Source organism: Streptomyces sp. NPDC051452 (genome assembly GCF_044454765.1).
Lineage (GTDB): Bacteria > Actinomycetota > Actinomycetes > Streptomycetales > Streptomycetaceae > Streptomyces.
Genome location: NZ_JBITEB010000024.1, coordinates 28692 through 44493 on the forward strand (window position 1 = coordinate 28692; position 15802 = coordinate 44493).

A 15802-nucleotide genomic window follows, 5' to 3' on the forward strand; every position below is an offset into this window, starting at 1 on the left:
GTGGTTCAGGCGGGCTGGGGCTGCTTCAGACACACCTCGAGGACTCGGTCGAGGTACTGCGCCGAGGTGTTGAGCCGTACGAAGGTGCCGAGTGCGATCTCGCGGCCGGCGGCGGGATCACGCTCGACGACCGGCCCGATGACGTTCTTGTACCAGCCGGCCGCGTGGTGGGCGTCGACGTTGATGTGGATGTCGTGGTAGATCTTGCCCTCCGGGGGGAGCCCGAGGCGGTCCCATGCGGTGACCAGCTGGCGGAAGCGTCGGGGGGCGAGGAACTCGGTGACGCCGTAGTAGCCGATGGCGCGCAGGTAGTGGCGGCGGCTGAGCGCGAGGCCGGCCGAGATGTTGCCGCACTCCTTGGCGATGGGCAGCAGGTTCGACTCGATGTATCCCTGGTCGACGCCGATCGAGGTGAGGCACTGGGAGAAGAGCGTGGTGTGGACGTCGGCGAACTCCCCGTTGCCCATCTCGTCCCAGTAGTTGGCGGCGATCTCCATCTTCTCGGCGCCGGTCGCGCCCAGCTGCATGACGGCGAGGATGTCGTCGAAGCGCGGGTCCAGGGAGGTCTCCTGGGCCAGCAGGAAGCGTATGTCCTCGGCGGTCGCCGAGCTCGTCAGGTGCTCGGAGTACATCGGGTGGGCGCTCGCCGGGTGGTCCTGGATGAGGGCCTTGAGCCAGCGCACGTACTCCTTCTCGCCGCTGGGGTAGCCGCTGAGCAGCTCCTCCGGCACCTGCCGGAACTCGTGGTCCAGCATGGCGTTCTCGAGGATGCTCGTGACGTCCCGCAGGACCGGCTGGGGGTCCTGGTCGGGGTTGCGGGCCGCGGACTGGCTGAACTCGTAGGCGTAGACGACCTCGAGTACCTCGTGCAGGTGGGCGCGGGCCGCGGCGTCGCGACCGTGGAAGGCCAGGTCCGCAAGCCGTCGGCACTCCCCGGCCAGCTCGGCGCGGTGGGCGTAGTCGTCGACGAGCTCCTGCCATTTTTCGAAGGTCGCCGAGGTGAGCGCCGCCGTGAAGCCGGCCAGGAGCGGGAAGTCGTTCTGCTGCGGATCAGGCATGTCGGGATTCCTCTCGGTCGTCATTCTTTCGGTCCGCCGAAAGGGCTGCGAGTTTTCCCTCAGGCGAAACGCCGAATAGATTTCGGCTTCGATTGGTGTCAGCCTACCCAGAGGCGTCGCGTGGGGTCCAAGTCCATTTGTTTATCGCACTCATCAATAGATTTTTTCACCGTGCGATCACGCCGCCACGGACGTTAGCAAATGGAATGCACCGACACCGGCAGGGCCACCCGTGCCCGGTGGCCCTGCCGGTGTTGAGGTTCGCGCTGGTCAGGGGCGCGTCTGATTGATCACCGCCACCGCGGCGTCGAGTTCCGCCGCGGTGGTGTCCTCCCCGGTCCCGACGGCCCAGGTCCCACCGCTGTTGATATAGGCGATCGCCCGGCCGTCGGGGAGTTCGTGTGCCGTGGCCGTGGTAATGGTGAGTTCCAGTCCGAGTTGGGTGAGCGCGTCGGCGAATGCGGGCAACGACGCGCTTCCGGTCAGGGGTATTTCCTTGTCGATGCCGTCGAGGCTGACCGTGACGGAGGACGGCGTGTGGTCGAGGAGCCGCAGGGAGCCGGGAGGGGACGTGTACGCGGTGTAGAAGAGTTCACGCAGTCGCTCCGGGCTCAGTTCACCGCCTTCGCGGTCCGTCACCTGCTGGACCCGGACGGCGAAGTCCGCGCGGAGTTGCGAGGGCAGGCGCAGACCGTAGGAGTCGTTGAGCACGAACGCCACACCACCCTTGCCGGACTGCGAGTTGACCCGGACGACCGGTTCGTACTCGCGGCCGACATCGCTCGGGTCGATCGGCAGGTAGGGCACCTGCCAGTGCTCGTCACGCAGGTCGTATCCGCTGGAGTGGGCCTGGTCGGCGAGCGCCGAGATCCCCTTGCTGATGGCGTCCTGGTGGCCGCCGGAGAAGGCGGTGAAGACGAGTTCGCCGGCCCACGGGTGGCGTTCGTGCACCGGCAGCGCCGTGCACTCCTCCACGACCCGGCGGACCTCGCCCAGGTCGGAGAAGTCGATCTCGGGGTCGACGCCACGGCTGAACAGATTCATGCCCAGCGTGACGAGGCAGACGTTGCCGGTGCGTTCGCCGTTGCCGAACAGACACCCCTCGATGCGGTCCGCTCCGGCGGCGAGGCCGAGTTCGGCCGCGGCGACGGCGGTGCCGCGGTCGTTGTGCGGGTGCAGCGAGAGGAGGACCGAGTCGCGCCGGTCCAGATTGCGGCTCATGTACTCGATCGAGTCGGCGTAGGTGTTGGGGGTGGTCATCTCCACCGTGGCCGGCAGGCATATCGTCGCCGGTCGCCGAGGGGTGGGCCGCCAGACGTCGAGGACCGCGTTGCAGACCTCGGCGGCGAAGCCCGGCTCGGTGCCGGTGAAGGATTCCGGCGAGTACTGCAGACGTACATCGGCGCCGGTCAGCGACTCGGCGGCCGCGGCGAGTCGGCGTGCCGACGCGACGGCGAGCTCCCGGATCTGGGCCCGTTCCTGACGGAAGACCACCCGGCGCTGGAGCTCGGAGGTCGGGCTGTAGATGTGCAGGGTCACCTTGCGCACCCCGGCCACGGCCTCGACCGTGCGGTCGATGAGCTCGGGCCGGCACGGCGAGAGGACCTGGATGCGAACGTCGTCCGGGATGGCGTCGTTCTCGATGATCTCCCGGATGAAGGTGAGGTCCGTGGCACTGGCCGCGGGGAAGCCGACCTCGATCTCCTTGTAGCCCATCCGTACGAGCAGTTGGAAGAAGCGGTGCTTACGGGCCGGGTCCATCGGCACGGCGAGGGCCTGGTTTCCGTCGCGCAGATCGACCGAGCACCACAGGGGGGCACGGGTGATCGTCCGGTCCGGCCAGGTCCGGTCCGGCAGCAGAACTGGTTCGACCTCCTCGGCGTACGAGCGGTAGCGGTGGGCCGGCATGGGGCTCGGGCGCTGCTCGTTCCAGACCGGGCGGGTCGCGAATTCGTTCGTCATGGACACTCCTCGCGCATAAATTGCAAAGCATGCTAGCCAGCGAACTAGCGGCCTTCCAGGATTCTGCGCAGAAGCGAAGTCGGGGAATTGGAAGCGCCATTGCGCTTTACCGCAACGGCGTTGACACCCCTTCTTTGGCGCCGCAATACTCACCACGGTTCCGCAGCAGCGGCATGATGACGAACGGAGACAAGACGTGACGCAAACGTTTGAGATCAAGGGAAACGACCTCTGGGACCCGACGACGTTCGACGCGCTGCGCCGTCAGCTGATCCCGTCGTTCGACCTGATCTACGAGGCCGCCGTGCGTACCGTCGCGGCGACCGTGCCGGCCGCGCCGCGGGTCCTCGACCTCGGCGCCGGCACCGGTCTGCTGAGCGCGGCGATCCTGCGGGAACTCCCCCAGGCGAACGTGGTGCTCGTCGACCGCTCGGAACTGATGCTGACGCAGGCCCGCAGCCGTTTCGCCAGCCAGGAAGGGGTCTCGGTGCAGGCCGGCGACCTGACCGACCCGCTGCCGGAAGGCCAGTTCGACGCGGTGGTCTCCGGTCTCGCGATCCACCACCTGAGCCACACCGACAAGCGCGACCTGTTCCGCCGGATTCGCGAGGCGCTGCGCCCCGGCGGTGTCTTCGTCAACGTCGAACAGGTGCAGGGCCCGCTGCCGCACCTGGAATCCCTCTACGACAGTCAGCACGAACTGCACGTGGTCCGTGAGCAGGCTCCGGCGGAAGAATGGGCGGCCGGTCGCGAGCGGATGAAATTCGACGTCTGCATCGACCTGGAAACCCAATTGCAGTGGCTGCGCGACGCCGGATTCCGCAGCGTCGACTGCCTCGCCAAGGACTTCCGCTTCGCCACCTATGCGGGCTGGGTCTCCTGATGACTGCGCTGTACCAGGCAATTCGGGAGATCGCGCAACGCCGGCCGGACGCCGTCGCGGTCGAGACCACGGCCGGCGAGCGCACCTCGTACGCCGAACTGCTCGAGCGGGCCGACCGGATCACGGTCGGCCTGCGCGCCCGCGGCGTCACCGAGGGCCGGGTCGTCGTGTGCTCGGGCCTGGTCAACGACGCCTCCTACATGGCCTTCCTGCTCGGGATCTGCGCGGCCGGTGCCGCCTATGTGCCGCTGCTCGCCGACTTCGACGCCACCGCGGTGGCCCGTGCCCTGCGGATGACGGAACCCGTGCTCTGGGTCGGCCCCGACAACCACCACCGGGCGGGCGTCACTCTGCCCCGCGTGGAGCTCGCCGAGCTGGGGACCCCCGGCGCTCCGGCCGACGCCGCGCCGCAGGGACGGGCGCTGGCCCCGGGAACCTTCCGGATGCTGTGGACCTCCGGCTCGACGAAGGCGCCCAAGCTCGTCACCTGGCGGCAGGAGCCCTTCGTCCGCGAGCGCCGGCGCTGGATCGCCCACATCGAGGCCACCGAGCGCGACGCGTTCTTCTGCCGGCACACCCTCGACGTGGCGCACGCGACCGACCTGCACGCCTTCGCGGCGCTGCTCGCAGGCGCCCGCCTGATCCTCGCCGACCCGGGCGCGGAACCCGCGACGCTGCTGACGCAGCTGGGCGCGACCGGTGCCACGTACACCAGCATGCTGCCCAATCACTACGAGGACCTGATCGCGGCCGCCGGAAATCGGCCCGGCACCGATCTCTCCCGGCTGCGCCGCCCGATGTGCGGCGGCGCCTACGCCAGCCCGGCCCTCATCGCCAACGCCGCCGACGTGCTCGGCATCCACATCCGCCACATCTACGGCTCGACCGAGTTCGGCCTCGCCCTCGGCAACATGGCGGACGAGGTGCAGACCGTCGGCGGTATGCACGAGGTCGCGGGCGTGCGCGCCCGTCTGGAGGCGCTTGCCGGGTACGACCGTGACGACCTCGGCCATCTGGTGCTCACCTCCGACTGCACCAGCGACGGCTACCTGGACGACGACGAGGCCAACGCGGCCACCTTCCACGGCCCCGACTTCCGGACCGGCGACGTCGCCCAGCGCCTGGAGGACGGCAGTCTGCGCCTGCTCGGGCGCGTCACCGACCTCCTGCTGGCGACGGACGGTCCGCTGGCCGCTCCCTTCCTCGACGAACTCATCGCCCGGCACTGCCCGGTCGCCGAGTCCGTCAGCCTCGCCGCCGACACGGACACCCTGACCAACCGCGTGCTCGTGGTGCTGCGCGCGACACCGGGGACCTCCGACGACGACGCCGTCAGCGCCGTCGACAAACTCCTCGCCTCGCACGGGCTGACCGGGGCGGTCCTGGCGTTCGACCGGATCCCGCGCACCGTCGTCGGCAAGGCCGACCGCGCGCTGCTCCGCCGCCGCTACCTCGCGGACTCGAAGTCCTCCTGACGCACCCGTCGTCGGCGACATGCTCTGAAAGGGCGAGTCATGACCCGGAAAACCCTGGTAGACAAGATCTGGGACCTGCACGTCGTGGAACCCGGGGCATCCGACCTCATCTACATCGACCTGCACCTGCTGCACGAGGTCAGTTCGCCCCAGGCGTTCGCCGGATTGCGCGAGGCCGGCCGCGCGGTGCGCCGTCCCGCCCTCGCGGTCGCCACCACCGATCACGACGTCCCGACCGACGGGCGCGAGTTGTCGCCCGACGCCGGCGCCGCCGAGCAGTTGCGGGTGCTCGCCGAGAACTGCCGTGACAACGACATCGAGTTGCACCCGGTGGGCAGCCCGGGGCAGGGCATCGTGCATGTGATCGGCCCGCAGATGGGGCTCACCCGGCCCGGTACGACCATCGTCTGCGGCGACAGCCACACCGCCACCCACGGGGCGTTCGGGGCGATCGCGTTCGGCATCGGCACCAGCGAGATCGAGCACGTCCTCGCCACACAGACCCTGCGGGCCCGTCGACCGGAGTCCATGGCCGTCACGGTCACCGGCGAACTGCCGCCCGGTGCCACCGCCAAGGATCTCGCGCTCGGCATCCTCGCCGCCGGCGGCACGGACGCGGGCACGGGAACGCTCATCGAGTTCCGTGGTCCCGCGGTACGCGCGCTGTCCATGGAAGGGCGGATGACGCTGTGCAACATGGCTGTCGAGATGGGGGCGCGCAGTGGTCTGGTCGCCCCGGACGAGACCACGTTCGCGTATCTGAAGGACCGCCCCCGTGCCCCGCGGGGTGATCTGTGGGACCAGGCGGTCGCCGAGTGGCGGACGTTGGGCAGCGACCCGGACGCCGTCTTCGGCCGCGAACTGGTCGTCGACGCGGGTGCCATAGTGCCGCGGGTGACCTGGGGCACCAACCCTGGCCAGAGCGTGCCGGTCGACGGCGCGGTTCCCGACCCCGCCGACAGCACCGACCCCGCCGAGCGGGCCGCCGCCGAGCGCGCCCTCGGCTACATGGGCCTGCGTCCCGGCACGCCGATGTGCGACGTCGGCGTGGACGTGGTCTTCATCGGCTCCTGCACCAACAGCCGGATCGAGGATCTGCGCGCGGCGGCCGACGTGCTGCGTGGGCGGCGCGTGGCCGACGGGGTGCGCGGCCTCGTCGTCCCCGGCTCGATGCTCGTGCGGCACGAGGCCGAACGGGAGGGGCTGGACCGGGTCTTCACCGCGGCCGGCTTCGAGTGGCGCATGCCGGGCTGCTCGATGTGTGTCGGCATCAACGGCGACACCGTGGCGCCGGGGCAGCGCTGTGCGTCGACGTCCAACCGCAACTTCGAAGGCCGTCAGGGTGCCGGGGCCAGGACACATCTCGTGTCCCCCGCCACGGCCGCCGCCACCGCCGTCGCCGGGCGCTTCGCCACACCGGCCGATCTGTAGGGAGAAGCCGTATGGAACCGCTCATCCGCGTCACCGGCCGTGGGGTCCCCCTGGACCGGCCCAACGTCGACACCGACCAGATCATCCCCGCCGCCTGGCTGAAGAACACCACGCGCACCGGCTACGCCGACGGCCTCTTCGAACAGTGGCGCCTCGACCCGGACTTCATCCTCAACCGGCCCGAGCGTGCCAGCGCGACGATCTTGGTCAGTGGTCCGAACTTCGGCTGCGGTTCGTCGCGCGAGCACGCGCCGTGGGCGCTGCACGAGTGGGGCTTCCGGGCGGTCATCGCGCCGGGTTTCGCGGACATCTTCCGCAACAACATGCCGAACGCCGGGCTGGTGCCCGTATGGTGCGAGCCGGCGGCGGCGGCCGCCCTGATGGCCGCCACCACCGCCGACGCCGGCGCGGAGATCAGCGTCGACGTGGCCGAGCGCACGGTCACCTGCGAGGCGGCGGGGGTCCGGGCGGCGCCGTTCCGGCTCGACGACGACGCCCGCGACCGGCTCGTCGCCGGGCTGACCCAGCTGGAGGTGACGCTGCGTGCCGCCGACCGGATCGCGGCGTACGAGCGGGCTCGCGCCCCCTGGTTGGACGTGTCCGCGTAGGTCGTCTGCGTGTGAGACGAGTGCGGTGGTCGTGGGGCGAGGAGAGGCGGTTGCCGCGTTCCGCGGCGCGCGGCGCGCGGCGCGCGGCGTAGCACCTTGTCCGGAGGAGAGGGCGCCTGACCGGGGCGGATACCCGGCAGGCGCCCTCCGGCGCGTCCTGGGACCGACCCTACGGGTGGTGGAACTCGGTCGTGGAGGACCCGGACGCAGGCGCCGGACGCGAAGCCGAGCGACTTGGCCGCTCCACTCGGTGTACAGGTGACGTCCTCGTCGTGACCATGTGCGGGCCCTCCAGCGCCGGCCCGAACGCGGCGGCCGCCATCCCGACCGCCACCCCGACCGCCACCGGTGCCGGCTCGGCCGCCCACGGCCCGACCGCGGTCACGGCCGCCGACGCACGGGACCGGACCACGGGAGCCACGGCCTGGAAGCCGTGCCACCTGCCCACGGGCTGCAAGCACTTTTTCTTTTCCTTGTTTTTACGAGCGAACCGTCCCCTGCGCGCGGAAAAATTCCGAGTGTGATCGGCGTCACATACATATTTCCTGGACACGGCACCCCGGACGCCGATTCGATGGACCCGAGAGGCCGACGATCTCGGCCTGTGATTACGGGGGAAATACCCGAATCTTGTCGTTGGCAATGGCGCTGAACGAGAGGTAGGGGCGTGTCAGAGATCCTGACGTGCGCAAAAGCAGGAAACAATGCGGTAGGCACATGCTGAGCCGACTCATGCCGCCGAAAGGACCCGCTCGCCTTCTGTCCGGCATCACGCTGGTGCACACTCTGGGACAGGGCCTGTGGATGGCGCTCAACGCCATCTACGCCATCACCGTCCTCCATCTGACGCCCGGACAGTTCAGCATCGGGGTGGGCGCGGCCGCCGGTGTCGCCCTCGCCGTGAGCACACCCACCGGCCATCTGGCCGACCGGCTCGGCCCCCGCTCGGTGCAGATCTGGTCGTTCCTCGCCCTCGGGCCGCTCACCGCAGCACTCCTCGCCGTTCACGGCTTTGGCATGTACCTGGTGGTGGTGTCCGCGCAGGCGTTGGCCTACAGCGCCAGCCGCAGCGCGCGCATGGCCGTGGTGGCCGCTCTGGTCCCACCCGAGCAGCGCGTGTCGGTACGCGCCTATCTGCGGGCCACCAGCAACATCAGCGTCTCCGTCGGCGCCGTCCTCGCGGGCGTGCTGCTCGCCCTGAACTCCGGTACGGCCTACCGGGCGGCCGTCGCCTTCAACGCCGCCACGTACCTGCTGACCGGCCTGCTCTCGCTGCTGCTGCCCGTCGTCGCGCCGCAGCCGGCCCGCGGCGGACCCGCCCTGATCGTGCTGCGGGACCGGCCCTACCTGACGTTCGTGGTCCTGGACGGTCTGCTGTCCATGCACAACGTGCTGCTGGAGGTCGTCCTGCCGATCTGGGTGCTGCACCACACGACGGCACCCCGCTGGATGATCGCCGCGATCCTGATCACGAACACCGTTGCCGTGGTGTTGTTGCAGGTGAGAGCGGCGCGTGGCACCGACGAGCCCTCCTCGGCCGCCCGGGCCTCCAGATCCGGCGCCCTGCGTCTGGCACTCGCCTGCGGGGTCTTCGCCTTCAGTGGCCGGCCCTCCTGGCTGCTCGCCTCGGTCCTGCTGATCTGCGGCGCCCTGGCGCATGTCCTCGGTGAGATCCGGCAGTCGGCCGGCAGCTGGGGCATGTCGTTCGGGCTGGCCCCGGACCACGCGCAGGGCCAGTACCAGGGCACCTACGCGATGGGCTCCGACCTGGGCAAGCTCATCGCTCCCGCCCTGCTGACCTGGCTGGCCGTCGAGCACGGCACGGCCGGCTGGCTCGCGATGGCCGTCGGCTTCGCCCTGGTGGGAGCCGCCATGCCGGCCGTCGCCGGCTGGGCCCAGCGCAGCAGGCGCCTCGACCCCGATCCCGTGGCGGTCTGAGCACGCCGGGAGGCGTCCGCCGTCCCGTGTGCCGGAGATCCGACCGAGGCCTTCGGCGCAGTGTCGGCCTTCGTCGGCCCGCGCCCGCGAAATCGGCCCCGCACCATGAGGAATCGCCCCTTTCGGGACGACACGTATGTGCGCGGAAATACTTCCCGCCGGTCCGGCGGCACCCCCTGCCCTTTTTTCATGTGAATTGATGCCGTCGAATTCTTCACGCGACGCCGCCCATTCACTGAGACAATCCGTGCTTTCATCAAATGCGGCGATCATTCTCGGCGACACCCTGAAGGGGTCCTCGAAAAGAGGAAGAACGCCGATTCCATTCGCTCTTCGAACGTGACGTAAGGATCAGGCTGATGGTGGACACTTCTACCGCCTCGTCCACCGTGATACCGGCGGACGAAGCACCTGCCCTGCAATTCCCCCTCCGGGACGGAGCGGGTCCCGAGGCGGGCACACAGGCGCCGAAGACGTACGCGTGGACCTATGACCGACCGGAGGACCTGGTCGCCCTCGCCGACCGTGGAGGGGTCCGTGTGCCGGACCTTCTTCACGCGGCGTTCGGGGTGCTCGTACACCGCTACAGCGGCCAGGACGACTTCGCGCTGGCGCGGGCCGGCGGTGCGGGCGGCGCTCCCCCGCACCGTCCGGTGGCCGTACGGGCCTCGCTCGCGCCGCACGTCACCCTGTGCTCCCTGGCGTCCACCTGGGCCGCCCGGTACCGGGCGGCCGCCGACGACGGTGGCCGGGCGCCGAACGGTCTCGGGACCGGTCTGCGCGTGGGCTACGTCGACCACGACGGCACCGGCGACACCGAGGTCACCGACCGCGCCGACCGTACGACCGGCGGATGCTCCCTGCTGCTGGAGAGCGAACCGGCCGCCGCGGGGCTGCTGTTCACGCTCCGCTTCGACGGCTCCCTCTTCGCGGACGAGTTCGTCCGCCGGATGGCCGCGGGTCTCGACACCCTCCTCGAGGACGCCGTCCGCCGCCCCGACACCGCGGTGGCCGACCTCTGTGTGCTGTCCGAGGCCGAGACCCACCAGTTGGTCACCGAGGTCAACGACACGGCACTCCCCTACGCGTCCGACACCCCCCTGCACGCCCTGGTCGAGGCCCAGGCCGCACGGACCCCCGACGCGCCGGCCGTCGAATGGCGGGATACGACGCTGACCTACCGTCAGCTGGAGCGGCAGGCAGCCCGGTTGGCGCGTGCCCTGGTCGCCGCCGGGGTCGGCCCGGACTCCCGCGTCGGTGTCTGCCTGCCCCGCACCCACCGACTGGTCGTGCTGCTCCTCGCCGTCCACAAGGCCGGCTGTGCCTACGTTCCGCTGGATCCCGCCTATCCCGCCGACCGGTTGAGGGCCATCGCCGAGACCGCCGACATGGCCGCCGTCGTGCACGACGGCCCCATCGCGCCCGAATGGCTCGACGACACCGGTGCGTCCGGGCTGCCGCTGACGGAACTGTGGGAGAAGGCTTCCGGCGCGGACGACACTCCGCTCGGTCTCGCCGTGCCCGTGTCCGCCGCCACCCATCTGATCTACACCTCCGGTTCGACCGGCCGGCCCAAGGGCGTGGTGATCAGCCACCGCAACGTGACCGCCCTTCTGGCCTGGGCGGAACGCACGTACCGGGTCGAGGACCTCGCCCGGGTCCTGTTCTCCACCTCGCTCAACTTCGACCTGTCGGTCTACGAGCTGTGGGCGCCGCTCACCCGCGGCGGCTGTGTGATCGTCGTGGACAACGTCCTGACGCTCACCGAGGAGGAGGGGCTGCGTCCCACCCTCGTCAACAGCGTGCCGAGCGCGGTCAACGTGCTGCTCCAGCGGTCGGTGGTGCCGTCCTCCACCCGTGTGCTGAACGTGGCGGGCGAGCCGCTGTCCAAGGAACTCGTCAACGCCGCCTTCGAGAAGACGGACATCGAACGGCTCTTCAATCTGTACGGCCCGTCCGAGGACACCACCTACTCCACCGCCAAGTGCTTCACCGGCCCCGTCGACACCGCGCCCACCATCGGCAGGCCGATCCACAACACCGTCGCCTTCCTGCTCGACGCGCGCGGGCGACTGGTGCCGAAGGGCGCCACCGGTGAACTCCACCTGGGCGGCGCCGGGTTGGCCGACGGCTACATCAACGACCCGGAGCGGACCGCCGCGGCCTTCGTCGCCGCCCCGGCCCACCTCGCGGAACGGACCGACGGGCGGCTCTACCGCACCGGTGACCTGGCCCGCTGGACCGAGGACGGTGAACTGCGCTTTCTGGGCCGCCGGGACCATCAGGTGAAGGTGCGCGGCTTCCGGATCGAACTCGGGGAGATCGAGGCCGTCCTGCGCGAGGGCGTCGGGCTGCGCGACGTGGCCGCGCTCGCCGTGCCCGTCGGCGACGACACCCGGCTGGTGTGCTACGTCGCCCGCGACGGGGGCACGGTGTCCGTCGCGGCGCTGACCGAGCGGCTGCGCGCCAAGCTCCCCCACTACATGCAGCCCGCCAAGGTCCTCGTGGAGGACAGGCTGCCCCGGCTGCCGAACGGCAAGGTCGACCGCAACGCGCTGGCCGCGCGGGACCTCGACTGGGGGCGGCACACCGTCGCCGAGGTCACCGGGGGCGATCCGGACGAGAGCGCGGTCGCCCGGGTCTGGGCCGACCTGCTCGGCATGCCCTCCCCGACCGCGGACCTGGACTTCTTCTCCGTCGGCGGCCACTCCCTGCTGGCGAACCTGCTCGCGGCCCGGCTGTCGGACGTGGCGGGCCGCGCGGTCCGCGTCGCGGAGGTGTACGAGCACCGCACACTCGCCGCCCAGGCCGCGCTCCTGCGCAGCATCCGCGCGCGGACACCCGAGGCGCCCGGCGCCACCGGCACCGCCGGCACGCTGCGCGCTCTGGCGCTGACGCTGCGGGAGTCGGGCCGCGGCCACGGCGTGCCGGGCGCCGGCATGGCCGTACACCTGAACGGCACGACGGAGTTCACCTACCACGGCGTGGTGGACGAACGCACCGGGGACGCGTACGGCGCGCACACCCGTCAGCGTGTCACCTGTCTCACCAAGCCGATGCTCGCCTTCGTCGCCCTGCGCCTGGTCGACCGGGGCCTGGTCGGCCTGGACGAGCCGCTGCACGAGGTGCTGCCCAAGGCGTTCCGGCGCCGGGACGGCGCCGCCGTAGCGGTCACCCTGCGCCATCTGCTGTCGCACACCAGCGGTGTGGACGACTCCTACGAGATCTGGCACGACACCGACCTGCCGGGCCTTGACGCCTACCTCGACACGCTCCACGGGTACGGTCAACTCTTCGAGCCGGGCGAGGTGTTCGCGTACTCCGCGGTCGGCACCTCCATCGTCGCCGCGCTCATCGAGAAGCTGCTCGGCATGCCCTGGCGGCGCGCCGTCAACGAGCTGATGCTCACCCCGCTCGGCATCGAGGAGATCCCCGAGACCCTCGCCGAGGAGGGCCACTACGCAGGCACCGTCTCGGACGGCTTCCTGTGGGACGAGGGCGCCAAGCGCTATGTGCGCCACGATCCGCCCCGGCAGACGATCGCCGACGACGCCGCCGGCTCGTTCTCGGTCTGTCTCACCGTCGAGGAAGTGGCGCGGATCGCCGCGCTCGCCCTGAACGACGGAGTGACCCCCGACGGCGAGCGGCTGCTGTCCGCCGCGCTCGCCCAGGAGATGCGCACCCCGCAGATCCCCGTCCCGGGCCACCACTTCATGCATGCCTGGGGGCTCGGCTGGCTGATGTTCGGCCCCAGCGCCTTCGGCTTCAACTCCAACGGCAGCGGCCACCACAACTTCGTCCAGGTGTTCCCCGAGAGCCGGTCCTTCCTGGTGCTGCTCGCCAACGCCTACCCGGCGTTCGGGCTCTACGAGGACCTCCTGCGCATCCTGACCGGCGACGGACTGATCCGCACGGGGCTGCCGTTCACCATGGCCTTCGACGACTGCGTGGGCACCTACGCCTCCGACGGCTACCTGCTCCAGGTCACGCCCGGCCGGGAGCATCTGCGCTACGCCTACTCCGAGCGGCAGCCCGACGGGGCCTGGCTGCGGCTCGACGAGGGAGACCTCGTCCTGTCCGGCGCGGGTGGGTTCAGCTCCATGTCGGAGCGGAACGTCCTGGCCGGCTCCATCTCCTTCATCCCGGCCCCCGGCACCGACAGCCCGGCCTATGTCCGCATCGGGCAGCGATTCGCGAGGAAGACGGCATGACGACGGCACACATCCACCGGGACGACGGGCAGGCGCCGAAGCACGTGGTGTTCGTGACCTGGAAGGCCGGCAACGCCCCGGCGTTCGAGGCGGCCGCCCGGCTCGGCCACCACGTCACCCTCATTCGCTCCCTGCGCATGGAGGAGTCCCAGAACATCGACTTCGAGTCCTCCCCCTATGCCAAGCACGTCGACCAGGTGCACGTCCTGCGGGACGCGACCGACATCGACGCGCTGCGCAGCAGCATCCGGGCCATCCACGCCGAAAGGCCCGTCGACGGCTTCGTCGCCACCGTCGACGCGCTCGTCGTGCCGGTCGCGACGATCGCGCGGGAGATCGGTGTGCCGTTCACCGACGCGCACGCCGCCGCGGCGGCCAAGCAGAAGGACCGCTGCCGCGACATCCTCGCCGCGGCGGGCCTGGACAGCACCCGGCACGCGGTGGTCGCCGGCTTCGACGAGGCCGCCGCGTTCGCCGCGCGCACCGGATACCCCGTCGTCGTCAAGCCCGCCCGGGGGTCGGGCAGCGAGGGTGCCCATGTCGTCGCCGACGTCAGGGAGTTGCGTACGGTGCTCACCGGGCCGCGGGCGGCCGGCGCCTACCGGACGGGCATCCTGGTCGAGGAGTACCTCAGCGGACGCTTCGTCTCCGCCGAGATCGGCCTCGCGCACGGCCGGTTCCTGCGCCTCGCGGTCAGCGAGCGCTCCACCTGGGACCGCCATGAGGCGCTGGAGACGGGGACCACGATCCCCGCCGGAATCAGCCCCGAAGAACACGACCGCGTCATGGAGTTCGCCGAAGCGGTCATCGAGGCGATGGACCTCGGGCTCGGCATCTTCCATGTGGAGATCATGATCGGCGCGGACGGCCGGCCCCGGCTGATCGAACTCAATCCGCGGATCATGGGGTCCTGTCTGCCCAACCTGTTCCGGCTCGCCGGCGGTGGCGACATCTTCGAGCTGCTCGTCCGCATCCATCTGAACGAGCGCGTCGATCGCGGGCCCACCGAGTTCACCCGCCACGCCACCGTTCGGTGGTTCGGCGCCGTGGACGCCGTACCCCGGCCGGAGCGGGTGCCCGATCTCGGCTGGGCCGCGGCCGAGTACGGCGCCGATCTGCACTCCCTCACCGTCCGGTTCCCCGACACGGACACGATCCCGCCCTGCCGCGGCAACCTGGGCAACTTCGGGGAGGTGCAGGTCGTGCACGCCGACCGCGCGACCTCGATACGGATCGCCGAGGACATCGTCCAGCGCACGGCCGAGCTGCTCGGCATGGAGGTCACCAGATGATGCACACGACCGCTTTCTACCAGCAGACCCGCGCGCAACTCGCCCAGCTCGGACTGCCGGACGAGGACGCGCACAACCTCGCGGGCTCCGGCGGATCCTTCGCCGACGGCGGCCACTACCGCATCGAGGTGCCCACGGTGAACTCCGTGGAGGCGGCCGAGACCCTGCTCTCGGAGAGCCGCCGCCGCGGCTTCACCATCAACCGCATCACCGAGACACGCGGCATGTACCGGCACACCGCCCGGACGATCGGCGAGTACGTCGCCCTCGGCAAGGAGTACGGCGCCCAGATCCTGATGTCCGTCGGCCCCCGGGCCGGGTACGACATCGGCGCCGGCGTGCAGACGCCGGAAGGCGCGCGGATCGGCTACCGGCTGCGTGGCCAGGAGCAGATCGTGCGTGCCGTGGAGGACGTCAAGCGCGGCATCGACCTCGGTGTGCGGGGATTCGTCGTCTACGACGAGGGCCTGCTGTGGGTGCTCGGCCGGCTGCGGAACGCCGGTGACCTGCCCATGGACATCCACCTGAAGGTGTCCGCCCACTGCGGCCAGGGCAATCCGGCCGCCGCGCAGATGCTGGAGATGCTCGGCGCGAACAGCTTCAACCCCGTGCGCGACCTCACCCTGCCGATGATCGGAGCGCTGCGCCAGGCGGTGGCCATCCCGCTCGACTGCCATGTGGACAATCCCCGTACGTCCGGCGGTTTCGTCCGCACCTATGAGGCTCCCGACATCGTCCGCATCGCCGCGCCCGTCTACCTGAAAACGGGCAACAGCGCACTCGACGGCCACGGCACCAGCCCCACCCCGGCCCAGCTGGAGGAGATCCTGCGGCAGGTCGAGATCGTCACCGAGTTCCTCGGCCGCCACTACCCGGCCGCACGGCAGAGCGGGGTGGACTGCGCCCTGGAGCCGGTCGGTGCCGTCACCCGGACGGAGGCCTGA

10 protein-coding genes are annotated in these 15802 nt (G+C 70.5%); 8 read left to right on the top strand and 2 right to left on the bottom strand.

Features of this window, described 5'->3' with window-relative positions:
- Nucleotides 1–5: 5 nt before the first annotated feature.
- Together ACIBA9_RS35820 and ACIBA9_RS35825 are read right to left on the bottom strand one after the other, a co-directional pair.
- A complete protein-coding gene (locus ACIBA9_RS35820) occupies nucleotides 6–1058 on the bottom strand; it encodes an iron-containing redox enzyme family protein (protein WP_399369654.1) in 1053 nt (350 codons plus the stop codon).
- A 270-nt stretch (nucleotides 1059–1328) separates the two neighbouring features.
- A complete protein-coding gene (locus ACIBA9_RS35825) occupies nucleotides 1329–3020 on the bottom strand; it encodes a 2-isopropylmalate synthase (protein WP_399369656.1) in 1692 nt (563 codons plus the stop codon).
- 196 nt (nucleotides 3021–3216) lie between these two features.
- On the opposite strand from ACIBA9_RS35825, the gene ACIBA9_RS35830 reads away from it, so the two are divergent.
- The 8 genes from ACIBA9_RS35830 to ACIBA9_RS35865 all read left to right on the top strand — a co-directional run bounded on the left by ACIBA9_RS35830 (nucleotide 3217) and on the right by ACIBA9_RS35865 (nucleotide 15802).
- On the top strand, nucleotides 3217–3903 hold the full coding sequence (locus tag ACIBA9_RS35830; protein WP_362155426.1) for a class I SAM-dependent methyltransferase: 687 nt from the start codon (nucleotides 3217–3219) through the stop codon (nucleotides 3901–3903).
- Nucleotides 3903–5378, top strand: coding sequence for a class I adenylate-forming enzyme family protein (locus ACIBA9_RS35835; protein ID WP_399369658.1), 1476 nt, complete (start codon nucleotides 3903–3905; stop codon nucleotides 5376–5378). The genes ACIBA9_RS35830 and ACIBA9_RS35835 overlap by 1 nt, the downstream gene beginning before the upstream one ends.
- 39 nt (nucleotides 5379–5417) lie before the next feature.
- Entirely contained in the window at nucleotides 5418–6809 is a 1392-nt protein-coding gene (gene leuC, locus ACIBA9_RS35840; RefSeq protein WP_399369660.1) for a 3-isopropylmalate dehydratase large subunit, read from the top strand.
- An 11-nt stretch (nucleotides 6810–6820) separates the two neighbouring features.
- The gene (gene leuD / locus ACIBA9_RS35845; protein WP_399369662.1) at nucleotides 6821–7417 is read left to right on the top strand and encodes a 3-isopropylmalate dehydratase small subunit; all 597 of its coding nucleotides are present in this window, start codon (nucleotides 6821–6823) and stop codon (nucleotides 7415–7417) included.
- A 717-nt stretch (nucleotides 7418–8134) separates the two neighbouring features.
- The gene (locus ACIBA9_RS35850; RefSeq protein WP_399369664.1) at nucleotides 8135–9355 is read left to right on the top strand and encodes an MFS transporter; all 1221 of its coding nucleotides are present in this window, start codon (nucleotides 8135–8137) and stop codon (nucleotides 9353–9355) included.
- A 359-nt stretch (nucleotides 9356–9714) separates the two neighbouring features.
- Nucleotides 9715–13566: an amino acid adenylation domain-containing protein gene (locus ACIBA9_RS35855; RefSeq protein ID WP_399369666.1), complete on the top strand. Its 3852-nt coding sequence runs from the start codon at nucleotides 9715–9717 to the stop codon at nucleotides 13564–13566.
- Nucleotides 13563–14858: an ATP-grasp domain-containing protein gene (locus ACIBA9_RS35860; protein ID WP_399369668.1), complete on the top strand. Its 1296-nt coding sequence runs from the start codon at nucleotides 13563–13565 to the stop codon at nucleotides 14856–14858. The genes ACIBA9_RS35855 and ACIBA9_RS35860 overlap by 4 nt, the downstream gene beginning before the upstream one ends.
- Nucleotides 14855–15802 (top strand): peptidase, encoded by a 948-nt coding sequence (locus tag ACIBA9_RS35865; RefSeq protein ID WP_399369670.1) that lies wholly within the window; start codon nucleotides 14855–14857, stop codon nucleotides 15800–15802. Before ACIBA9_RS35860 ends, ACIBA9_RS35865 begins: the two co-directional genes overlap by 4 nt.